Here is a 22,813-nt window from a genome sequence, read left to right as displayed (position 1 = left end):
ATGGCCGTGCAAGACCTGCTGTCACAGGAAGAGATTGATGCGCTGTTGCATGGCGTCGACGATGGTCTGGTCCAGACCGAAAGCGCCGCTGAAGCCGGCAGTGTAAAAAGTTATGACCTGACGAGTCAGGATCGAATCGTCCGTGGGCGGATGCCAACGCTTGAAATGATCAATGAGCGTTTTGCCCGTTACACCCGAATCAGCATGTTCAACATGTTGCGGCGCTCGGCCGATGTTGCGGTGGGCGGCGTTCAGGTGATGAAGTTCGGGGAGTACGTGCACTCGCTGTACGTTCCGACCAGTTTGAATCTGGTCAAGATCAAACCTTTGCGTGGTACAGCCTTATTTATTCTGGACGCCAAGCTGGTGTTCAAGCTGGTGGATAACTTCTTCGGTGGCGACGGGCGACACGCCAAAATTGAAGGCCGCGAATTCACGCCGACGGAATTACGTGTCGTGCGGATGGTGCTTGAACAGGCGTTTATAGACCTCAAAGAAGCCTGGCAGGCCATCATGGATGTGAGCTTTGAGTACATGAATTCCGAAGTTAACCCGGCCATGGCCAACATTGTTGGCCCGAGCGAAGCGGTGGTGGTCTCCACCTTCCATATCGAACTCGACGGCGGTGGCGGCGATTTACACGTGACCATGCCTTACTCGATGATTGAGCCCGTACGCGAAATGCTCGACGCCGGCTTCCAGTCTGATTTGGATGACCAAGACGAGCGCTGGGTCAACGCTCTTAAAGAAGACGTGCTTGATGTCGCCGTGCCTTTGAGCGCCGTCGTCGCCCGTCGTCAGATACGCCTGCGCGACATCCTGCACATGCAGCCGGGTGATGTGATTCCGGTGGAGTTGCCTGAAGAACTGATCATGCGCGCCAACGGCGTGCCTGCGTTCAAGGTCAAACTGGGAACACACAAAGGACACCTGGCGTTGCAAGTGATCGAACCGATCGAACGCCGCTGATATCAATTTCAGCAGAACTACGTGCTGTTTTAACGAAACAAAGCTCGCCGAGGACAACCGATGGCCGATGAAAAAGAAATAACCTCTGCTGAAGATCAGGCATTGGCCGATGAGTGGGCCGCTGCACTGGGAGAATCCGGTGACGCCAGCCAAGACGATATCGACTCCCTGCTTGCTGCCGATGCCGGTAGTGCTTCAGCCTCAAATCGCATGCCGATGGAGGAATTCGGCAGCGTGGCTAAGAGCAATGCCGCCGTGTCTCTGGATGGTCCGAACCTGGATGTAATTCTGGATATCCCGGTTTCCATCTCCATGGAAGTGGGCAGTACCGACATCAACATTCGTAACCTGCTACAGCTTAACCAGGGTTCAGTGATCGAACTCGACCGTTTGGCTGGTGAGCCGCTGGACGTATTGGTTAACGGCACGTTGATCGCTCACGGTGAAGTGGTGGTGGTCAACGAAAAGTTCGGGATCCGCCTGACGGATGTGATCAGCCCTAGCGAACGCATCAAGAAGTTACGCTAGTGAGCAAGCTTCTCAGCGTGACGTCCGGCCTGTTGCTCAGTGTGGTAACAACAGTGGGTGCGTGGGCGGCCGAGCCGGTCATGCCGGCGGTTGCAACGCCCGCTAGCACAATGATCAGCAGCGGCATTGGGAGTCAGTTGACGCAGTTGGTACTTGGCCTGTTGTTGGTTGTCGGCTTGATCTTCGGGCTCGCCTGGCTATTGCGTCGGGTTCAGGGTGCCAGTCCGCGCAATGGTCAACTGATCGAATTGCTCGGGTCGCGGGCACTTGGCCCCCGTGATCGGTTGGTGTTGGTGCAAGTCGGCAAGGAACAGATTTTACTTGGGATATCACCGGGGAGAATCACGCCATTACATGTGCTTAAAGAGCCAGTACAGGCGCCTGACAGCACAAACGCCACGCCAGAATTCGCCCAGCGTCTGATGGAGCTGCTGGGCAAGGATTATAAGGATAAGAAGTAATGACCGCGTTGCGCATCGTATTGACGCTGCTGCTGGTAATGGCCGCGCCTTTGGTGTTCGCTGCAGATCCGTTGACGATCCCGGCGATCAGCATGTCCACCGGTGCCAACGGCGCGCAGGAATATTCGGTCAATCTGCAGATTCTGCTGATCATGACCGCGCTGAGTTTTATCCCGGCGTTCGTTATGCTGATGACCAGTTTCACCCGGATCATCATTGTCTTCTCAATTCTGCGTCAGGCCTTAGGCTTGCAGCAGACGCCGTCGAATCAAATTTTGACCGGCATGGCGCTGTTCCTGACCCTATTTATCATGGCGCCGGTTTTTGATCGGGTGAACGTCGATGCGTTGCAGCCTTATCTAGCCGAAAAACTTACGGCACAAGACGCAGTGATGAAGGCGCAAGTGCCTATCAAGAACTTCATGTTGGCACAAACCCGTCAGAGCGACCTGGACCTGTTTATGCGTTTGTCCAAACGCACCGATATCGCCAGCCCGGATCAGGCGCCCTTAACGATTTTGGTTCCGGCGTTTGTGACCTCCGAACTTAAAACCGCGTTCCAGATCGGTTTTATGATATTCATCCCGTTTCTCATCATCGACCTAGTCGTCGCCAGTGTGTTGATGGCAATGGGGATGATGATGCTGTCACCGCTGATTATTTCATTGCCGTTCAAAATCATGTTGTTCGTACTGGTGGATGGTTGGGCCTTGATCATCGGCACGCTGGCCAGCAGTTTCGGGGGTGTATCGCCATGAGAAAAAGGAGCCTGCAATGACGCCAGAAGTTGCCGTCGATTTATTTCGCGACGCGTTATGGCTGACCACCATGATGGTGTCGGTATTGGTAGTCCCGAGCCTGATCGTCGGACTGCTGGTGGCTATGTTCCAGGCGGCGACCCAGATCAACGAACAAACCTTGAGCTTTCTCCCTCGCTTGCTGGTGATGTTGATCACGCTGATTGTCGCCGGACCTTGGTTGATTCGGGTGTTCATGGAGTACATCCAATCGCTGTACGGCAGCATTCCTACTGTGATTGGTTGACGACATGCCCTCTGTACTTGCCCTGACCGACACGCAGATCGGGACTTGGGTGGCGAGCTTTATGCTTCCGCTATTCCGGGTCGCGGCTGTGTTGATGACCATGCCGATTTTTGGCACGACGTTAGTGCCAGCGCGGGTGCGGTTATATTTCTCGCTGGCAATTACCGTCGTGATTGCGCCCAGCCTGCCACCCATGCCGCAAGTCCACGCGCTGGACCTCAGTGCGCTGCTGCTGATTGCGGAGCAGATCATCATCGGTGCCATGTTGGGCATGTCCCTTCAATTGTTTTTTCAGGCTTTCGTCATCGCCGGGCAAATTGTCTCGATCCAGATGGGTATGGGTTTTGCTTCAATGGTGGACCCCACTAACGGCGTTTCGGTAGCGGTTCTCGGGCAGTTTTTCAGCATGCTGGTCACCCTGCTGTTTCTTTCCATGAATGGTCATCTGGTGGTGTTCGAAGTCTTGGTGGAAAGTTTCACTACTTTGCCGGTTGGCAGCGGCCTTGACGTCGGACACCTCTGGGAGCTGGCCGGTCGTTTTGGCTGGGTATTAGGCGCGGGGTTGTTGCTGGTGCTGCCTGCCATTACCGCCTTGCTGATTGTCAGTGTTGCGTTTGGCGTCATGACCCGTGCGGCACCGCAGCTAAACATGTTCTCCATTGGCATTCCGCTGACTCTGGTTCTGGGGATGGTGATCCTGTGGATGACCCTAGGCGACATGCTTAATCAATTTCCGCCGCTAGTCGCCAACGCGCTGGAATTGTTACGCGGTCTGGTTAGGGCGCGCTGATATGGCTGAGAACGAGAATGGCCAGGACAAGACAGAAGACCCTACGGATAAGCGGGTCAGAGAATCCCGCGAAAAAGGCGAGACGGCCCGCTCAAAGGAGTTAAACACCTTAATCGTTACGATGGCTGGCGCAGGGAGCTTGCTGGTGTTCGGTGGCCAGATCGCACAAATGATGCTCAATCTGATGCGTACCAACTTCACTCTGTCGCGCGAAGTGATCATGGACGATCACTTCATGGGCTTATATTTTCTCAACGCTGGTAAAGCTGCGCTGGTCGCCATTCAGCCGTTGATGCTGGTGATGGTGTTAGCGGCAGTATTAGGCCCTATCACGCTGGGCGGCTGGATATTCTCGGGCAGTTCGATGGCGCCCAAGTTTAGCCGAATGAACCCGTTATCGGGCCTCAAACGGATGGTGTCGACTCATGCGTTGGTCGAGCTCCTGAAGTCCATTGCGAAATTTTCCATCACCCTGATGGTGGCGTTATTCGTGTTGGAGAAGGACAAGAACGACCTGATTTCTATCGCCCACGAACCTCTGGAGTCGGCCATTATCCACAGCATCGTATTGTTGGGCTGGAGTGCTCTATGGATGGCGTGCGGGTTGATTATTATTGCGGCGGTGGACGTTCCGTTTCAGATATACGAAGCCCACAAAAAACTGATGATGACCAAGCAGGAGATACGCGACGAACACAAGGACAGCGAAGGTCGACCTGAGGTCAAACAGCGAATTCGTCAGTTACAACGAGAAATGTCTCAGCGACGCATGCTGTCGTCAGTTCCCAAGGCGGATGTCATCATCACCAACCCGACCCACTACGCCGTGGCGCTGCAATATGATCCCGAGAAGGGCGGGGCGCCAATGTTACTGGCTAAAGGAAATGATTTTCTAGCGCTTAAAATCCGCGAAATTGCGGGTGAGCACAATATTCTGGTGCTTGAGTCAGCCGCCCTGGCACGCTCGATCTACTACTCTACCGAACTGGATCAGGAAATACCCGCCGGGCTGTACTTGGCGGTGGCGCAAGTGTTGGCCTACGTTTATCAAATCCGCCAATACCGCGCCGGTAAAGGCAAACGCCCCGATCCCCTCGGCGACCTGCCGATTCCGTCCGACCTTCAGCGCGACTCTTAGCACTGAGTACTCTCTCTCTCTGTGCCAGTCAGACATGCCTGCGAACTTCACCGCCAGGTAGATCTGGGTTTAAGCACTGGTCAATTGTAAGGGCTGGCGAGGGCTGGAATATGTCTCGCGGCCTCCGATAGCAGCTTGTTTTTCCCTGATTCCCAATAGTTGGAAAGCTTCTTGCAGTGCCCTTGCCATGGCGCGTTTGGCGTCAAAAGTTTGATTTAGCGGGCAGGAAAAGAATTGGTGGATCGCTCTCAATTAATCAACGCAGCGCGTAGCAACCTGGTTAGCATCGGTCGCGGCAACCTGGGTGTGCCGCTGCTGCTGTTGGTCATGTTGGCAATGATGATGTTGCCTGTCCCACCGTTCCTGCTCGACGTATTCTTCACGTTCAACATTGCGCTGTCGATCGTGGTTTTGTTGGTCTGCGTATACGCTCTGCGACCACTGGATTTCTCGGTATTTCCCACCATCCTGTTGGTGGCCACGCTATTGCGATTGGCGCTCAACGTCGCATCTACCCGCGTGGTCATGCTTCATGGTCAAGAGGGTCACGCTGCTGCCGGTAAGGTGATTCAAGCGTTTGGCGAGGTGGTAATCGGCGGTAACTATGTGGTTGGTATAGTGGTTTTCGCGATCCTGATGATCATCAACTTTGTCGTTGTGACAAAAGGTGCCGGGCGGATTTCCGAGGTGAGCGCGCGCTTCACCCTCGATGCTATGCCCGGTAAGCAGATGGCTATTGATGCCGACCTCAACGCCGGCTTGATTGATCAACCTCAAGCCAAGCATCGTCGTCTGGAAGTCGCCCAAGAAGCTGAGTTTTACGGTTCGATGGACGGCGCCAGCAAATTCGTACGCGGCGACGCCATTGCCGGTTTGATGATTCTGTTCATCAATTTAATTGGCGGTGTTGCAGTCGGTGTCTTCCAGCACAACATGTCTTTTGCTGATGCGGGTAAGGTTTACGCCCTGTTGACCATTGGTGACGGTTTGGTGGCGCAATTGCCGTCACTGCTTCTGTCAACGGCCGCCGCGATCATGGTGACCCGTGCTTCCGGATCGGAAGAGATGGGTAAGCTAATCAATCGGCAGATGTTCACCTCACCTAAAGCGTTAGCGGTGGCTGCCGGCTTGATCGTGGTAATGGGCTTGGTGCCGGGCATGCCGCACCTGTCGTTTATCAGTTTGGGCCTGATCGCCGGCGGTGCTGCCTACTTGGTGTGGAAGAAGCAGAACATGGTCAAGGTCAATGCCTTGATGGAGGTCCAGCGGCAACAGGAGCTGTTGCCTTCGCCGACGCGCGCGCAGGACTCCAAGGAGTTGGGTTGGGACGACGTTACGCCCATCGACATGATCGGTCTGGAAGTGGGGTATCGCCTGATTCCGTTAGTGGACCGTAATCAAGGTGGTCAGCTGCTGGCGCGAATCAAAGGTGTACGTAAGAAGCTCTCGCAAGAGTTGGGCTTCTTGATGCCCACTGTGCATATTCGCGACAACCTCGACCTGGCCCCCAGCGCCTACCGCTTGACATTGATGGGCGTGACCCTGGCCGAAGCTGAGATCTACCCGGACCGTGAACTGGCAATCAATCCTGGGCAAGTGTTCGGTACGCTCAACGGTATCACCGCCAAAGACCCTGCGTTTGGTCTGGAAGCAGTGTGGATCGAGGTCAGTCAGCGCAGCCAAGCGCAATCGTTGGGCTATACCGTGGTAGACGCTAGTACCGTGGTCGCGACCCACCTTAACCAGATTTTGTATAAACACTCCCATGAACTGATCGGCCATGAGGAAGTGCAGCAGTTGATGCAATTGCTGGCTAAAGGTTCGCCGAAATTGGCTGAAGAGCTGGTCCCGGGAATTTTGTCGCTTTCTGCGTTGCTCAAAGTGCTGCAAGCATTGTTGGCGGAACAGGTTCCTGTCAGGGATATCCGTAGCATCGCTGAAGCGATCGCCAATGCGGCCCCTCGGAGTCAAGATACCGCCGCGCTAGTGGCCGCCGTACGCATCGCGTTGTGCCGCGCAATCGTGCAAAGCATTGTAGGTACTGAGCCGCAGCTGCCTGTGATCACCCTTGAGCCAAGGTTGGAACAGATATTGCTCAATAGTCTTCAGAAGGCTGGTCAGGGGCAGGAAGAGGGTGTTCTTCTTGAGCCAAGCATGGCTGAAAAGCTCCAGCGGTCGTTGATAGACGCTGCACAACGCCAAGAGATGCAAGGGCAACCGGTGATTTTGTTGGTCGCAGGACCGGTTCGCGCAATGCTGTCACGGTTTGGACGGCTGGCTGTACCGAACATGCATGTGCTGGCGTATCAGGAAATTCCCGACAACAAACAAGTCACGATCGTCGCGACTGTCGGGCCAAACGGCTGAGGTAGTGAGTCATGCAAGTTAAGCGTTTTTTCGCCGCCGATATGCGTCAAGCCATGAAGCTGGTTCGTGATGAGCTGGGCGCTGACGCCGCCATCATTGGTAACCGCCGCATTGCGGGTGGCGTGGAGCTGACTGCTGCCTTGGATTACAAGCTTTCCGCACTGGCGCCACGTGTACCGAACATTGAGCTTGAAGACGAATTGCGTAAGACCCAGTCGCGCATTGTCTCTGCTCAGGCTGAGCTGGGTAACCGTGGTGACAATGATTCGTTGATCAACCGCCATTTGTTTACCGGCGCATCCTCGGATTCTGGCGAGACGCACATAGAACCGACCTTCGAAGAGCCTCGACGCGCTACTGCGGCACCGATGGCAAGCGCTGCCAGCGAGCCGATGATCGGGCTACAAGCTTATGAGTCGATGCGTTCAGAGCTGAACGGCCTGCGTGAATTGCTCGAAGTGCAGCTTGGTTCGCTGGCTTGGAATCAGCTTCAAGGCAGTCGGCCGCAGCAGGCCAACCTGTGGCGTCGCCTGCAACGCATTGGTTTGTCGGGTCCGCTGTCGCGGGACTTGCTGGCGATGACCACTGACATTGAAGAGCCGCGTCAAGCTTGGCGCATGTTGTTGGCGCACCTGGCGCGGATGATTGTGACCCCGGATGTAGAGCCGCTGGAAGAAGGTGGTGTGATCGCCATGGTAGGCCCGGCTGGTATGGGCAAGACCACGACCCTGGCGAAACTGGCCGCACGCTATGTTTTGAAATACGGTCCTCAGAACATTGCATTGGTGAGCATGGATAGCTACCGGATTGGTGCTCAGGAACAGCTTAAAACCCTGGGTCGGATCCTCAATGTGTCGGTGACTCATATTGACCCTGGCCAGTCGTTGGGCCAAGCGTTGGAACCACTATTGCGCAAGCGAGTGGTGTTGATTGATACCGCCGGCCTGCAAGCCAGCGATCCAGCCCTGCGTATGCAGCTGGAAAGTCTTGCGGGTCGGGGTATCAAAGCACGTAATTATCTGGTGTTAGCAACTACCAGTCAGAAGCAAGTTCTAACTGCTGCATACCATAGCTACAAACGCTGTGGGCTGGCGGGCTGCATCCTCACCAAGCTGGACGAAACTGCCAGTCTGGGAGAGGTGTTGAGTTTGGCGATAAGTCATGAGTTACCAGTGGCTTATCTCACGGATGGACCGCGTATACCGGACGACTTGCATTTGCCGCGTAGGCACCAGCTGGTCAGTCGTGCGGTCAGCGTGCAAATGCAGGAAGAACCAAGCGAAGAAGCTATGGCGGATATGTTCGCGGATCTTTATCACAGCCCGAACAAGCGGGTTGGGTAAGGCAAGACATTGGAATGTACCTGCATCAAGGGGCGCCGACGTTGTTCCTACAACGCAAGCGCAATCGTTGATGTGGCCTCGGTCTAAGCAAGTCAAGGTAAAGAACTAAAATGGGTAGCATGCATCCCGTACAGGTCATCGCAGTAACCGGCGGCAAGGGTGGCGTTGGCAAGACAAACGTTTCAGTGAATCTATCACTGGCGCTGGCAGAGCTTGGCCGCCGTGTCATGTTGCTGGACGCCGATTTAGGTCTGGCAAACGTCGATGTCTTGCTGGGTCTTACCCCCAAACGGACGCTGGCCGACGTGATTGAGGGGCGTTGCGAGCTGCGTGATGTGTTGCTCCAAGGTCCTGGCGGGATTCGTATCGTGCCAGCGGCTTCAGGCACTCAAAGCATGGTTCACCTGACGCCTGCGCAACACGCCGGGCTGATTCAGGCGTTCAGCGATATTGGCGACAACCTCGACGTACTAGTGATTGATACAGCAGCCGGTATTGGCGAGTCAGTGGTAAGTTTCGTGCGCGCAGCTCAAGAAGTGCTGCTAGTGGTGTGCGATGAGCCAACGTCTATTACTGACGCCTACGCATTGATCAAGCTGCTGAACCGCGACTACGGCATGAATCGGTTCCGAGTGTTGGCCAACATGGCACAAAGCCCTCAGGAAGGCCGCAATTTGTTCGCCAAGTTGACCAAGGTCACAGATCGCTTTCTCGACGTTGCCTTACAATACGTCGGCGCGGTGCCCTACGACGAGTGCGTACGCAAGGCCGTGCAAAAGCAACGGGCAGTTTACGAGGCTTTTCCACGTTCCAAATGCTCCTTGGCTTTCAAGGCCATCGCGCAGAAAGTCGATTCCTGGCCGTTGCCAGCCAATCCGCGTGGACATCTTGAGTTTTTCGTTGAACGGCTCGTACATCAGACGAGTGCAGGACCGGTCCTATGACAGCCAGCGGCTATCGCATGTACAGCAAGGCGTCCAAGGACTCCCAGTACGAGCTGATCGAGCGGTATGCGCCGCTGGTGAAACGTATCGCCTATCACTTGCTGGCCCGTTTGCCAGCCAGTGTACAAGTTGAAGACCTGATCCAGGCCGGCATGATTGGTTTGCTTGAAGTTTCGACCAAATATGACGCCACCAAAGGCGCAAGTTTCGAGACTTATGCCGGGATTCGTATCCGTGGCGCCATGCTCGATGAAGTGCGAAAGGGCGATTGGGCCCCGCGTTCAGTGCACCGCAATACGCGCATGGTCAGTGACGCGATTAGATCAATTGAAGCTAAAACAGGTCGTGACGCTAAAGATCACGAAGTTGCGGCCGAACTCCAATTGAGTCTTGATGATTATTACGGGATTTTGAACGATACCTTGGGCAGTCGATTGTTCAGTTTCGACGACCTTTTACAGGACGGCGAACACGAAGGGCTGCACGAGGATGGCGCAAGCGCTCAGCTTGAGCCATCACGCGATCTGGAGGATGAACGCTTCCAGGCCGCGTTAGCGGATGCCATAGCCAATTTGCCGGAGCGTGAGCGTCTGGTGTTGGCGCTGTACTACGACGAAGAGCTTAACCTCAAAGAAATTGGTGAGGTATTGGGGGTTAGCGAATCGCGGGTCAGTCAGTTACACAGCCAGTGCGCAGCTCGTTTGCGAGGGCGTTTGGGAGAATGGCGAGCGCGTTGATGGGCAAAGCGTGACCCCTATTGGTCGCGGATTGTCCGTAAGCCGGCTGTGCAAAGCGTTGCGTGCGAAGCATAAGACTAGGCGGAAGCCGGTCAGAAAGTCCCTTGGGCCTTTCTGTGCCGATTCCGGCGTGTTGATTTACCAAGCCCGTCGTCGTTTTCGTGCAGCCCAGGTGTGCTGTGCCGGTTTTGATTGAACAGCGTATTCAGGTGCTGAATGCGTTAAAGACTGCTTGGAGGTCGACTTGGACAAAAACATGAAAATCCTCATCGTTGATGACTTCTCAACGATGCGGCGGATCATTAAAAACTTGTTGCGTGACCTTGGGTTCACCAACACGGCAGAAGCGGACGACGGGACTACTGCGTTGCCGATGCTGCAAAGCGGTAACTTCGACTTTCTGGTGACTGACTGGAATATGCCTGGCATGTCCGGTATCGATTTGTTGCGCCACGTACGCGCAGATGATCGTCTCAAACACTTGCCAGTATTGATGGTGACGGCCGAGGCCAAACGTGACCAAATTATCGAAGCCGCTCAGGCTGGTGTTAATGGTTATGTGGTCAAGCCCTTCACGGCCCAAGTGCTGAAAGAAAAGATCGAAAAGATCTTCGAGCGCGTCAATAGCTGATGTCCGCCGCGGGGGCTCTATGGAGCACACAGATTCAACCGAGGCCGACTTCGAGTCGACCCTGAAGAAACATGCACACGAGTTGGTCGAAAGCCTTGAAAAAGGGCGCTTTGGCGACGCGGTACAAATTATTCACGAGCTAAACCAGACACGTGACCGGGGCCTGTATCAGGAAGTCGGCAAACTGACCCGTGAGCTGCACAATGCGATCGTCAATTTTCAAATTGACCCGAACATGCCGCAAGCCAAAGAAGTTTCTCAGATTACTGATGCTACTGATCGTCTGTCTTATGTGGTCCGGCTGACTGAAAATGCGGCTAACCGCACAATGGATCTGGTAGAAGAAAGCACGCCACTGATGAGCGGGCTGAGTACTGAAGCCAGTGCCTTGAGTGAGGATTGGGCGCGTTTTATGCGTCGCGAAGTCGGTGCCGAAGAGTTTCGCGAACTGGCTCGACGTGTCGAGGGTTTCTTGGCGCGTACCGAGAAAGACAGCCGCGAAGTCTCCGCCCACCTCAACGATATTTTGCTGGCTCAAGACTTCCAGGACCTCACCGGTCAGGTGATCAAGCGCGTTACGCAACTGGTTACGGAAGTGGAAAGCAACTTGCTCAAACTGGTGCTGATGGCCAGCCAAGTCGATCGCTTTGCAGGGATCGAACATGACCATCAATCGATCCGTACAGAACAAGATCAAGAAAAAAATCTGTCTCAGGGTGAAGGTCCGCAGATTCATGCCGATAAGCGTGAAGACGTTGTATCCGGTCAGGATGATGTTGACGATCTGCTATCCAGCCTGGGCTTCTAGGTCGATTGATTGAATTTTTAGGGAGCACCCAATGAGCTTCGGCGCCGATGAAGAGATCCTTCAGGATTTTCTGGTAGAGGCCGGCGAAATTCTCGAGCAATTGTCCGAGCAACTGGTCGAGCTGGAAAGCCGTCCTGATGATGCGGAGTTGCTCAATGCGATTTTTCGCGGTTTTCACACTGTAAAAGGGGGCGCCGGCTTCCTCCAACTCCATGAGTTGGTGGAGTGCTGCCACATCGCCGAGAACGTCTTCGATATCCTGCGTAAGGGCGAGCGTCGCGTCGACTCGGAATTGATGGACGTAGTTTTGGAGGCGTTGGATGCAGTCAACGCGATGTTCACCGAAGTGCGTGAACGTACCGATGTGACCCCGGCCACTCCAGAATTGCTCGCCGCATTGGCACGTCTGGCTGAGCCGGTCGCCAAAGCAAGTATTGCCGCCGTGCCAGTCAGTGTTGAGCCGACACCGGCCGACACCCCTGTGGACATCACCGATACCGAATTCGAACAATTGCTCGATTCGCTCAATGCGGTCAAAGCGCAAGCGGAAGCCTCGGCATCAGTTCCAACAGTGGCGGTTCCGGTCGCAGCGTATGCCGGTGGTTCTGCTGCCAGCGACGAGATCAGCGACGCTGAATTTGATTCGCTGCTCGATCAGTTGCATGGCAAAGGCAAGTTTGCCGCCGATGCAAAACCTATCACGCCTGTGGCTATGGTCGCCGCCCCCGTTAGCAATGACATAAGCGACGACGAGTTCGAAGCGTTGCTCGATCAGTTGCATGGCAAGGGGGCGTTCGCTGCAGATGCACTGGCAGTCACGGCACCGGCAGCCGTCGCTGCGCCAAACAAAGCGCCCGGTGGCGATCAGATTTCCGATCACGAATTCGAGTCACTGCTGGACGAGCTGCATGGCAAGGGCAAGTTCGAGCCTGAAGCGGTCGCGAAGATCGCCGCATCGACGCCCGCCGCTGCCCCCGTGCCCGTCGCTGCTCCTGTCGCGCATGTGCCCGAGCCTGTCAGGGCAGTCGCTGCCCCGGCCAAAGCCGCGCCGGAAAAACCTGCAGCCTCTGAAGCTGAAACCACCGTGCGAGTCGATACCGCACGCCTCGACGAAATCATGAACATGGTGGGCGAGCTGGTATTGGTGCGTAACCGCTTGGTTCGTTTGGGCCTCAATAGTGGCGATGAAGCCATGTCCAAGGCAGTGTCGAACCTGGACGTGGTTACCGCAGATTTGCAGACCGCGGTGATGAAAACGCGGATGCAGCCGATCAAAAAAGTTTTCGGACGCTTCCCGCGGTTGGTCCGAGATCTTGCGCGTCAGTTGAAGAAAGAAATCAACCTGGAACTGGTGGGCGAAGAAACCGATCTGGACAAGAACCTGGTTGAGGCGCTTGCAGACCCGTTGGTCCACTTGGTGCGCAACGCGGTCGATCATGGTATCGAGTCCCCGGAGGAGCGAGAGGCGTCGGGTAAGGCGCGTTGCGGTCGCGTGATTCTTTCGGCGGAACAAGAAGGCGACCATATCCTGCTGTCGATTTCCGATGACGGCAAAGGTATGGACCCTGGTGTTTTGCGTGCCATCGCCGTGAAGCGTGGCGTGATGGACAAAGATGCCGCTGACCGCTTGAGCGACACCGACTGCTACAACTTGATTTTCGCGCCGGGTTTTTCGACCAAAACCGAGATTTCCGACGTGTCAGGGCGTGGTGTGGGCATGGACGTGGTGAAAACCAAAATCGCCCAGCTCAATGGTTCGATCAATATCTACTCGACCAAGGGCCAAGGTTCGAAAATCGTCATCAAGGTGCCGTTGACCTTGGCGATTATGCCGACCCTGATGGTGATGTTGGGCAACCAGGCATTCGCTTTTCCATTGGTCAACGTCAACGAGATTTTCCATCTCGACTTGTCGCGAACCAATGTCGTCGATGGCCAGGAAGTGGTCATCGTTCGTGAAAAAGCCTTGCCGTTGTTCTACCTCAAACGCTGGCTCGTCGCTTCGGCTGCCCATGAAGAACAACGGGAAGGTCATGTCGTGATTCTCTCCGTGGGTACTCAGCGCATCGGCTTCGTTGTCGATCAGCTGGTGGGCCAGGAGGAAGTGGTGATCAAGCCGCTGGGCAAAATGCTACAGGGAACGCCGGGCATGTCGGGCGCCACCATTACCGGTGATGGGCGGATTGCCTTGATTCTCGATGTACCGAGCATGCTCAAGCGCTACGCCGCTCGGCGTATTTGATTCTGGGTTTGCGGGTGGTGATAAACGCCCGCAATACCCTACGGAGTGTTTATGGTAGTTAAAGTGCTTGTGGTGGACGATTCTGGTTTTTTCCGCCGCCGCGTCTCGGAAATTCTTTCTGCTGATCCCAATATTCAGGTTGTCGGTACTGCAACTAACGGCAAGGAAGCAATCGAACAAGCGCTGGTGCTCAAGCCTGACGTGATAACCATGGACTACGAGATGCCAATGATGGACGGCATCACGGCCGTGCGACACATCATGCAGCGCATTCCGACACCAGTCCTGATGTTTTCCTCGCTGACCCATGAGGGCGCTCGCGTCACCCTGGACGCGCTGGATGCGGGTGCGGTTGATTTTCTGCCAAAGAACTTCGAAGACATCTCGCGCAATCCAGAGAAGGTCAAACAACTGCTGTGCGAAAAGATCCACACTCTGTCGCGCAGTCGGTTTAATGGCTATAGCTCACCGACCCCGCCAACCGCTGGGTCGGCTGTTTCATCGTCGTCCGGCTCAACCTCAACGGCCAGCGGTTTCAGTAACGCATCCGCTGCCCCTCGTAGCGTGCAGGCTAGGGCGGTAACTCCTCACACGCCTGCGGCTCATTATTCACCTGCCCCCAAGCGCAAAGCCTACAAGTTGGTGGCCATTGGTACGTCAACCGGTGGTCCCGTGGCGTTGCAGCGTGTGCTGACGCAATTGCCGGCGAACTTCCCGGCACCGATCGTATTGATTCAACACATGCCCGCAGCATTCACCAAGGCGTTTGCCGAGCGTTTAGACAAGCTGTGCCAGATCAGCGTGAAAGAAGCAGAAGACGGGGATATTTTGCGCCCTGGGCTGGCTTTATTAGCGCCTGGTGGCAAGCAGATGATGATTGATGGCCGTGGCGCGGTAAAGATTCTGCCCGGCGATGAGCGTCTGAACTACAAGCCGTGTGTCGATATCACCTTCGGTTCTGCAGCCAAATCCTACGGAGACAAAGTGCTGGCGGTGGTCCTCACGGGTATGGGCGCTGACGGTCGTGAAGGCGCTCGGCTGCTCAAGCAAGGTGGTAGCCATATCTGGGCGCAGGACGAGGCGAGTTGTGTGATTTATGGCATGCCAATGGCCATCGTCAAAGCTAACCTCGCCGATGCGGTGTACGGTTTGGATGAAATTGGCAAGCACCTCGTTGAGGCGTGCATCTGATGGATGTACTGAGTCTTATTGGTCTCATCCTTGCTTTTGTCGCGATCATCGGCGGTAACTTCCTCGAAGGCGGCCACCTGAGTGCATTGCTCAACGGTCCAGCAGCCCTGATTGTGTTAGGCGGCACCATGGCAGCGGCATTGTTGCAGGCGCCAATGAGTGCGTTCATGCGCGCAATCCAAATTGTCGGCTGGATTCTGTTTCCGCCACGGATTGATTTATCTGGCGGTATTGATCGCGTCGTCAACTGGAGCCTAACCGCACGCAAGGAAGGCTTGCTGGGGCTGGAATCCATCGCCGACTCAGAGCCGGATCAGTACGCGCGCAAAGGCCTGCAGTTGCTGGTTGACGGTGCTGAGCCCGAAGCGATCCGGAGCATTCTGGAGGTGGATTTCATCACTCAGGAAACCCGTGATATCCAGGCCGCCAAGGTATTTGAAAGTATGGGCGGCTACGCGCCGACCATCGGCATTATTGGCGCGGTTATGGGCCTGATCCATGTGATGGGTAACTTGGCTGATCCAAGCCAATTGGGTAACGGTATTGCAGTGGCCTTCGTCGCCACGATTTACGGCGTGGCCTCGGCCAACTTGATCCTTCTACCGGTTGCCAACAAGCTTAAAGCGATTGCTATTCGCCAGTCACGGTACCGTGAAATGTTGCTTGAAGGCATTTTGTCTATTGCCGAAGGTGAAAACCCGCGTTCGATCGAATTGAAGCTGCAAGGCTTCATGGAGTGATGGATTAGCCATGGCCCGTCGGCGTCGAGTTGAAGAGCACGATAATCATGAACGTTGGCTGGTGTCCTACGCGGACTTCATCACCTTGCTGTTTGCGTTTTTTGTGGTCATGTATTCGATATCTTCACTTAACGAAGGCAAATACAAGGTGCTGTCACAGGCGCTAATCGGCGCATTTAATGAGCCTGATCGCAGCCTCAAGCCAATTCCTGTTGGCGACCAAAAACCACTGACGATCACGCCCTCCTTGCCACTGATCAAAGACAGCGAGGAGGTCGACGCCGGCCTTGCTCAGAGTTCTATTACACCCTTGCAAACCATTGCCAACGACGTGCGCGACGGTTTTGGTGACCTGATCAAATCAAATCAGATGACCGTCAGGGGCAACGAGTTGTGGATCGAGATCGAGCTCAATTCCAGTATGTTGTTCGGCAGCGGTGATGCGATGCCCAGTGACGCAGCGTTCAATATCATCGAAAAAGTTGCGAAGATCATCAGCCCGTTTGACAACCCGATACATGTCGAAGGCTTCACCGATGACCAGCCGATCCGAACCGCTCAGTACCCAACGAACTGGGAGTTGTCGTCCGCCCGAGCAGCTAGCATCGTTCGCATGCTGGCGATTGACGGGATCAATCCGGCTCGTATGGCTTCGGTCGGCTACGGAGAGTTTCAGCCGGTGGCGTCCAACACCACCGCTGAAGGACGTGCCCACAATCGTCGGGTGGTTTTGGTTATTTCCCGCAATCTGGAAGTTCGTCGCAGCCTCACCGGCTCTGGCAGCGCCAATGCCAAGCCCGACGCGGCACTGAGGCGTGCTGGCACACAAACTGCAAAGCCCCGAATAACACCGCCGGTACGCGCGAACGCCGTCAATTCTCCGCCGCCCGCCTTATAGTCAATTCTCGGTAGGGTCAATGGAATGCCGGGAGGAAAAAGCACCATGAGAGTTTGGGCAGTAGCCAATCAAAAGGGTGGCGTCGGTAAGACCACTTCTTCAATCGCTTTAGCGGGTTTACTGGCTGAGGCGGGTAAGCGCGTGGTTGTTGTAGATCTTGATCCCCATGGCTCCATGACCAGCTACTTCGGACACAATCCGGACACGCTCGAGCACAGTGCTTACGATCTGTTTTTACACAAGGGGTTGGTGCCGGACGGCTTGCCCGGTCAACTGCTGCTACCTACCAGCGATAACAATATCTCATTGATGCCGTCGAGCACTGCCCTAGCGGTGCTTGAACGCCAATCACCGGGCCAAAGTGGTTTGGGCCTGGTGATCGCCAAAAGCTTGGCGCAACTCTGGCAAGATTTTGATTACGCGATCATCGATAGTCCGCCGCTGCTGGGTGTGTTGATGGTCAATGCTCTTGCGGCCAGTCAGCAATTAGTGATTCCAGTGCAAACCGAGTTCCTCGCCGTTAAAGGCTTGGAGCGGATGGTTAACACCTTGGCAATGATTAACCGATCACGCAAAGTCGCGCTGCCTTACACCATCGTCCCGACATTGTTTGATCGCCGCACTCAGGCGTCCATGGGCACGCTAAAAGTGCTGCGCGACAGCTACCCGGAACATATCTGGAAAGCCTATGTGCCGATTGATACCCGACTGCGTGATGCCAGCAGGGTGGGCTTGACCCCTTCGCAGTTCGACAATAAGAGTCGGGCCGTGCTGGCGTATCGAGCGCTGCTCAGAGATTTGCTGTCCCAACAACTTGTCGCGCAGGTCGCCTGAGGTGCGTATGGCTCAGTTGCCGACACATTCAAGTCGGATGCCGGCACGGCCGATAAACCATAAAGGTAATATTTTCGGATCTGAGTCATGAACCGCCCTGTCGATATCGCAACACGGCCACAACTGGCGCTGCAGTCTTATTTGGATGCGTTGCTTCAAGACGCCACTGAAGAGCTGACGGTCAGTTCCGGCCTGGATGAGTTCCAGGCTGCGGTGCTCGAAGAGCAAGCTCGTGATGCGGTGGTTAGCGCGGCGTTGGCGGCGGTTGTCGTTGCCGTGCCTGTGCCGAGCGTGGTTCATGAGGTGGCGTTGCCCGCACCTGTGGCGCTTGTGCCCAAGGTGATCGAAGCGAAGCCAGTTGTTGAGCGTTCGGTGACCATGTTCAACTCCGCAGTGGACGTCTCTCTCCCTTCGGGTCACGGCACACCACCTGCGCTGGCCAAAGACGACCGCCCCGCGTGGGCTGCCGAGCCCTTCGAATGCTTGTTGTTCGATGTTGCCGGCTTGACACTGGCCGTGCCGTTAGTGTGCTTGGGCTCGATCTATTCCTTGGCCGGGGCTGAGCTAACACCATTGTTTGGCCAGCCGGACTGGTTTCTGGGGATCTTGCCCAGCCAAAGCGGCAACTTGAAGGTACTCGACACCGCGCGCTGGGTAATGCCGGACCGCTATCGCGATGATTTCCGCCAGGGCTTGCAATACGTTATTTCTGTTCAGGGTTATGAGTGGGGGTTGGCCGTGCATCACGTTAGCCGCTCGATACGCCTGGACCCCAACGAAATAAAATGGCGCAGCCAGCGTGGCCAACGCCCTTGGTTGGCGGGCACAGTGATTGAACACATGTGCGCATTGTTGGATGTTTCCGAATTGGCCGAGCTGATAGCCAGTGGCGCGGTCAAGCAAATGGGCGTTATAAAATAATCATAGGGCGGCGCTCAGTGCCGTCTGTACAGCAAACACTTGAGGGGTTAGGGGTATGAATAAGTCGTCAGCACAAGGTTCCGAAGATCCTATCCTGCAGTGGGTTACGTTCCGCTTGGATAACGAGTCGTATGGCATCAACGTGATGCAGGTTCAGGAAGTGCTGCGTTATACCGAAATCGCACCGGTTCCGGGAGCACCAAGCTATGTGCTGGGTATCATCAACCTGCGCGGTAACGTGGTGACCGTGATCGATACCCGCCAGCGTTTCGGTCTGGCCCCGGTTGAAGTCAGCGACAACACCCGCGTCGTGATCATCGAAGCGGACAAACAAGTGGTCGGGATTCTGGTCGACAGTGTGGCGGAAGTGGTCTATCTGCGTCAGTCTGAAGTCGAAACCGCACCAAACGTAGGAAATGACGAGTCCGCCAAGTTTATCCAGGGCGTATGCAACAAGAACGGTGAGCTGCTGATCCTTGTTGAGCTGGACAAAATGATGTCGGAAGAAGAGTGGTCGGACCTGGAGAACATCTGATTGATTCTTGAGGCAGCTGTTATTTTCCTGGGCATCCTTTGGGTGCTCTCGTTGGTGTTGTTCTTGTCCGACGCCAAGCGCCAGCGGTTATTGCTGACGCAGCAGGCCGAGGGCGACGCGGTGCGAGATCAACGCATCCGAGACTTAGGCAGACGTCTGGATAATTACCAGAGCGGCACCGTTCGTATGGGTGAAGACTTGCATGAATTGCGCTCAATCGTAGCGCCGTTACCGGACAAGTTGAGCCAACTTGAGCAGCGTGATCCGTCCACGTTGTCCTTCGCCCAAGCTGCCCGTTTGGTCGGCATGGGTGCCAGCGTCGACGAACTGACCCAATCCTGCGGATTGACTCAGGCGGAAGCTCAGTTGATGAGCAAAATGCACGAGGCGCCGCGGCGCGGGTAGGGCACACCTTTACGGCCTAGAAAGCTTCGAATTCTTCTGCAAAAAATACTTTTCAAGTGCTTGCCATCGCCATACGCGATGGCAAGCTCGTCAATGCCTGATATACGCGCTAAATCCCCGCTTTTAGTATCCCTCTCACATGAATGCTCATTCAGTACCGCTGAAGCTGAGTGATTCCGCAAAAACAATAAGTCGATCACGACGAGAGAATGCGATGAAAACCATGACCGCGAGACCGATTGCAGCACCCTCTGCTACGACGGGCGTTAACAGCCTTACACAAGGTGAACGTTACCTGACGCTGGGAGGCTCTTGGGCCGCTTGGTTGTTCGACGCGCTGGACGCCACGGTGTTTGGCTTTGTCCTGCTGGCCGTGGCGAAAAGTTTTTCGGTCGGTATGGGTGATGTCGTTTCCACCGTTGCCTGGTTCCTGCTGGCGACCGGGATTGGTGGCTTTTTCCTGGGTAACCTTGCTGACAAGATAGGCCGAAAAAAAACCATGTTGTTGTCGGTGTTTGTATACGGTACTGGAACCCTGCTCTGTGGTTACGCCGACAGCTTATGGCAACTTAACGTCTGCCGCTTTTGTGTCGGTATCGCCGTAGGCGGCCTGTGGTCCGCCGCTGCGGCACTGGTATCGGAAATCTGGCCGCCGGCCGGACGGGCCAAGGCCTTCGCGGTGATGCAAACCGGTTGGTCGGGCGGTGGTCTGCTGGCAGCAATATTCGCCTGGACCTTTCTGAAGACCAACGATCCGGAGTCATGGCGCTCGCTGTTCATTTACGCCTCGATCCCAGCCTATTTCACGCTGGTATTCATCATGCTCTTCGTCAAAGAGTCGCCTGTCTGGCTGGCCAATCGCGAATTCATGAGTAAGAACGCCAGCAAAGGCCGGTTGATGGAAATTTTCACCCCGCAATACCTGAAAATGACCCTGCTGGGCTTAAGCATTTCGGTGCTGGGTATGTATGGCTATTGGATCATCATGACCTTTATGCCGGCCTATCTGCAGAACATCCTCAACGTGCGTATTGATCAAGCGCCGGTGTTTGTGATCTGGATCGGCATCGGCGCGACTATTGGTTACCTGGCGTATGGCTATTTGGCCGAAGCAATTGGCCGACGTCTTTCATTTGCGATCTTTTTCGCGGGCATGGCGATCATGGTGCCGGTGTTTGCCTACTCGGCGACGCTGATGCCATTGACCGACGGCAAACTGCTGTTCACCACCCAGAACGTAATCACCCTCGGCTCCCTGGCCGCATTACTGGGCTTCTTCACTGGCTACTTCAGCGGCTTCGGCTCGTGGTACTCGGAACTGTTCCCGACCAGCATTCGCTCCACCGCGTCAGGTTTTTGCTTCAACTTCGGTCGTGTCGGCGCCATTGCCGGGATCAAGTTGGTGCCTATTTTGATCCCGCTTGTGGGCTTCACCGCGACCATTTCTCTGGCCTCTGTTTCTTATGCGATCGCCGCCGTCATGGTGTTCACGCTTCAGGAAACCAAGGGCGCTCAACTGACCAGCGGAAACTGACTTCTAGAAAAGGACTGAACCATGAAAAATTTTCGTATCGGCCAAATCGTTCCAAGCTCCAACACCACCATGGAAACCGAAATCCCGGCGATGCTGACCTCGCGTTATTCGTTATTCCCAGAGGAGCATTTCACCTTTCACTCCGCGCGCATGCGAATGATGAATGTGAGCCCTGAAGAGCTTAAAAGAATGGACGTCGACAGCGATCGCTGTGCCCTGGAACTGAGCGATGCTCGGGTCGACGTCATGGCTTATGCCTGCCTGGTAGCGATCATGTGCCAAGGCGCCGGTTATCACAAAGTGTCCCAGGCACGTCTGAGCGAAACCGTTAAGAGCAACAATGCGCCGACTCCGGTGCTGAGTTCGGCCGGCGCGCTGATCGACAGTTTGAATGTGCTGGGCTACAAAAAAGTCGCACTGATCACCCCTTACATGAAGCCGCTTACCCAACAAGTGATCGACTACATTGAAGCCGCCGGGATTGAAGTCACCGATTCGATCAGTTTGGAAGTCTCCGACAACCTCGCGGTAGGTCGTTTGGACCCGATGGATCTGGTGGCGCACGCCGACCGCCTGAACATCGGCCAAGCGGACGGCGTGGTGCTTTCGGCCTGTGTGCAAATGCCATCGCTGGCGGCTATCCAGGTGGTTCAAGACCGTATCGACATGCCGGTGCTGTCGGCGTCAGTCGCCACCGTTTACCAGATACTGAAAACCCTGGGCCTCAAAGCCCAAGTGCCAAACGCGGGTTATCTGCTTTCAGGCGCGTTCTGATACAGACGTAAAGGGGTACCATCGGCGCAGTCCAAACAGTTGAGCCTGCTGGCCCCCATGAAACTTGATCCCGTATCGTTACGCCTGTTTGTCAGTGTCATTGAAGAAGGCACGATTGCCGCCGCCGCCAAGCGCGAACACATCGCGGCAGCGGCGGTCAGCAAACGCTTGAGTGAGCTGGAAGAGCTGCTCAATTCGCAGTTGCTGGTACGCACCAACAAGGGCATCACCCCGACGGCCGCAGGCATTTCTTTGCTGTACATGGCCCGTAGCGTGCTCAACAACCTGAATGAGATCGTCGTGCAGATGCACGATTATTCCCACGGTCGACGCGGCTCTATCCATGTGCTCGCCAACATCTCGGCCATCACTCAGTTCATGCCCTCGCTGCTAAAGTCTTTCATGGACCTTTATCCGCAGATTCAGATCACCCTGGAAGAAAAGCAAAGTCTGGCGATTACCAAGGGCATCGCGGAAAACCTTGCGGACATTGGGGTATTCACCCGATTACCGCATGGCTCGGACGTCGAGGTGTATCCGTTCCGCACGGATCAGTTGGTATTGCTGGTGCCCGATGGTCATCCTTTGGCCGCCCGCGACAGCGTGACCTTCGCCGACACCCTTGATTATGAATATGTGGCGTTACGTAGCGGCACCCATTTAAATTTTCAGATGATCAAAGCGGCCAGCGATGCAGGCAGATCGCTCAAGCTGCGCATGGAGGTGTCCAGTTACGACGCCTTGTGCTTGATGGTTCAAGCGGGAATCGGGATCGGCATATTGCCTCAGGGCAGCGTCGATATTTATGCCATTGAACATGCAAAAACCCTCGCGCTGGACGAGCCCTGGGCCACCCGTGAACTGATTATGTGTGTGCGTTCTCGGGAGGCGTTGTCGGTCACTGCGCGGTTGCTGTTTGATCATATGCTGGCGTCGGAGACCTGAAAAATCTTACGCAGAAAATGTGTGCCCCCGATTT

The 22,813-nt window shown here is 55.3% G+C and carries 24 protein-coding genes; all 24 read left to right on the top strand.

Annotated features, from left to right (window positions below):
* The gene (gene fliM / locus RGW60_RS09320) at nucleotides 1–969 is read left to right on the top strand and encodes a flagellar motor switch protein FliM (protein ID WP_322204038.1); all 969 of its coding nucleotides are present in this window, start codon (nucleotides 1–3) and stop codon (nucleotides 967–969) included.
* 60 nt (nucleotides 970–1,029) lie between these two features.
* The gene (gene fliN / locus RGW60_RS09315) at nucleotides 1,030–1,497 is read left to right on the top strand and encodes a flagellar motor switch protein FliN (RefSeq protein ID WP_322204036.1); all 468 of its coding nucleotides are present in this window, start codon (nucleotides 1,030–1,032) and stop codon (nucleotides 1,495–1,497) included.
* An 80-nt stretch (nucleotides 1,498–1,577) separates the two neighbouring features.
* On the top strand, nucleotides 1,578–1,958 hold the full coding sequence (gene fliO / locus RGW60_RS09310; RefSeq protein ID WP_322206880.1) for a flagellar biosynthetic protein FliO: 381 nt from the start codon (nucleotides 1,578–1,580) through the stop codon (nucleotides 1,956–1,958).
* Nucleotides 1,958–2,716, top strand: coding sequence for a flagellar type III secretion system pore protein FliP (gene fliP / locus RGW60_RS09305; protein WP_322204034.1), 759 nt, complete (start codon nucleotides 1,958–1,960; stop codon nucleotides 2,714–2,716). The genes fliO and fliP overlap by 1 nt, the downstream gene beginning before the upstream one ends.
* Nucleotides 2,717–2,732: 16 nt before the next feature.
* Entirely contained in the window at nucleotides 2,733–3,002 is a 270-nt protein-coding gene (gene fliQ / locus RGW60_RS09300) for a flagellar biosynthesis protein FliQ (protein WP_322204032.1), read from the top strand.
* Between the two features lie 4 nt (nucleotides 3,003–3,006).
* Nucleotides 3,007–3,792: a flagellar biosynthetic protein FliR gene (gene fliR, locus RGW60_RS09295; protein WP_322204030.1), complete on the top strand. Its 786-nt coding sequence runs from the start codon at nucleotides 3,007–3,009 to the stop codon at nucleotides 3,790–3,792.
* Between the two features lies 1 nt (nucleotide 3,793).
* Entirely contained in the window at nucleotides 3,794–4,930 is a 1,137-nt protein-coding gene (flhB, locus tag RGW60_RS09290; protein ID WP_322204028.1) for a flagellar biosynthesis protein FlhB, read from the top strand.
* Between the two features lie 237 nt (nucleotides 4,931–5,167).
* On the top strand, nucleotides 5,168–7,297 hold the full coding sequence (gene flhA / locus RGW60_RS09285) for a flagellar biosynthesis protein FlhA (protein WP_322204026.1): 2,130 nt from the start codon (nucleotides 5,168–5,170) through the stop codon (nucleotides 7,295–7,297).
* Between the two features lie 11 nt (nucleotides 7,298–7,308).
* Entirely contained in the window at nucleotides 7,309–8,640 is a 1,332-nt protein-coding gene (gene flhF / locus RGW60_RS09280) for a flagellar biosynthesis protein FlhF (protein WP_322204024.1), read from the top strand.
* 110 nt (nucleotides 8,641–8,750) lie between these two features.
* Nucleotides 8,751–9,584: a flagellar synthesis regulator FleN gene (gene fleN, locus RGW60_RS09275; RefSeq protein ID WP_322204022.1), complete on the top strand. Its 834-nt coding sequence runs from the start codon at nucleotides 8,751–8,753 to the stop codon at nucleotides 9,582–9,584.
* Nucleotides 9,581–10,321 (top strand): RNA polymerase sigma factor FliA, encoded by a 741-nt coding sequence (fliA, locus tag RGW60_RS09270; protein WP_322168512.1) that lies wholly within the window; start codon nucleotides 9,581–9,583, stop codon nucleotides 10,319–10,321. The genes fleN and fliA overlap by 4 nt, the downstream gene beginning before the upstream one ends.
* A gap of 256 nt (nucleotides 10,322–10,577) precedes the next feature.
* A complete protein-coding gene (locus RGW60_RS09265; RefSeq protein WP_322184084.1) occupies nucleotides 10,578–10,952 on the top strand; it encodes a chemotaxis response regulator CheY in 375 nt (124 codons plus the stop codon).
* A 19-nt stretch (nucleotides 10,953–10,971) separates the two neighbouring features.
* Complete coding sequence (locus RGW60_RS09260; protein ID WP_322204020.1) at nucleotides 10,972–11,760, top strand: protein phosphatase CheZ; 789 nt, start codon at nucleotides 10,972–10,974, stop codon at nucleotides 11,758–11,760.
* Nucleotides 11,761–11,791: 31 nt separating this feature from the next.
* The gene (locus tag RGW60_RS09255; protein ID WP_322204018.1) at nucleotides 11,792–14,002 is read left to right on the top strand and encodes a chemotaxis protein CheA; all 2,211 of its coding nucleotides are present in this window, start codon (nucleotides 11,792–11,794) and stop codon (nucleotides 14,000–14,002) included.
* A 51-nt stretch (nucleotides 14,003–14,053) separates the two neighbouring features.
* On the top strand, nucleotides 14,054–15,193 hold the full coding sequence (locus RGW60_RS09250) for a chemotaxis response regulator protein-glutamate methylesterase (RefSeq protein ID WP_322204016.1): 1,140 nt from the start codon (nucleotides 14,054–14,056) through the stop codon (nucleotides 15,191–15,193).
* A complete protein-coding gene (locus RGW60_RS09245; protein WP_322204014.1) occupies nucleotides 15,193–15,933 on the top strand; it encodes a flagellar motor protein in 741 nt (246 codons plus the stop codon). The genes RGW60_RS09250 and RGW60_RS09245 overlap by 1 nt, the downstream gene beginning before the upstream one ends.
* Before the next feature lie 10 nt (nucleotides 15,934–15,943).
* Nucleotides 15,944–16,831 (top strand): flagellar motor protein MotD, encoded by an 888-nt coding sequence (gene motD / locus RGW60_RS09240; protein ID WP_322204012.1) that lies wholly within the window; start codon nucleotides 15,944–15,946, stop codon nucleotides 16,829–16,831.
* Between the two features lie 45 nt (nucleotides 16,832–16,876).
* On the top strand, nucleotides 16,877–17,665 hold the full coding sequence (locus RGW60_RS09235) for a ParA family protein (protein ID WP_322204010.1): 789 nt from the start codon (nucleotides 16,877–16,879) through the stop codon (nucleotides 17,663–17,665).
* 87 nt (nucleotides 17,666–17,752) lie between these two features.
* Nucleotides 17,753–18,586, top strand: a complete 834-nt coding sequence (locus RGW60_RS09230; protein ID WP_322204008.1) for a CheW domain-containing protein — start codon at nucleotides 17,753–17,755, stop codon at nucleotides 18,584–18,586.
* Nucleotides 18,587–18,641: 55 nt separating this feature from the next.
* Entirely contained in the window at nucleotides 18,642–19,121 is a 480-nt protein-coding gene (locus tag RGW60_RS09225) for a chemotaxis protein CheW (protein ID WP_322168526.1), read from the top strand.
* Nucleotides 19,122–19,526 (top strand): DUF2802 domain-containing protein, encoded by a 405-nt coding sequence (locus RGW60_RS09220; protein WP_322204006.1) that lies wholly within the window; start codon nucleotides 19,122–19,124, stop codon nucleotides 19,524–19,526. It begins immediately after the preceding gene.
* Between the two features lie 214 nt (nucleotides 19,527–19,740).
* On the top strand, nucleotides 19,741–21,060 hold the full coding sequence (locus tag RGW60_RS09215; RefSeq protein ID WP_322204004.1) for an MFS transporter: 1,320 nt from the start codon (nucleotides 19,741–19,743) through the stop codon (nucleotides 21,058–21,060).
* A gap of 21 nt (nucleotides 21,061–21,081) precedes the next feature.
* Complete coding sequence (locus RGW60_RS09210) at nucleotides 21,082–21,834, top strand: Asp/Glu racemase (RefSeq protein ID WP_322204002.1); 753 nt, start codon at nucleotides 21,082–21,084, stop codon at nucleotides 21,832–21,834.
* Nucleotides 21,835–21,891: 57 nt separating this feature from the next.
* The gene (locus RGW60_RS09205) at nucleotides 21,892–22,779 is read left to right on the top strand and encodes a LysR family transcriptional regulator (RefSeq protein WP_322204000.1); all 888 of its coding nucleotides are present in this window, start codon (nucleotides 21,892–21,894) and stop codon (nucleotides 22,777–22,779) included.
* Nucleotides 22,780–22,813 lie beyond the last annotated feature (34 nt).

Origin of the sequence: Pseudomonas sp. AB6 (assembly GCF_034314105.1) — a bacterium.
GTDB lineage: Bacteria > Pseudomonadota > Gammaproteobacteria > Pseudomonadales > Pseudomonadaceae > Aquipseudomonas.
Note: the sequence above shows the minus strand (reverse complement) of the source record. Positions and strands in the feature narration are given on the sequence as shown.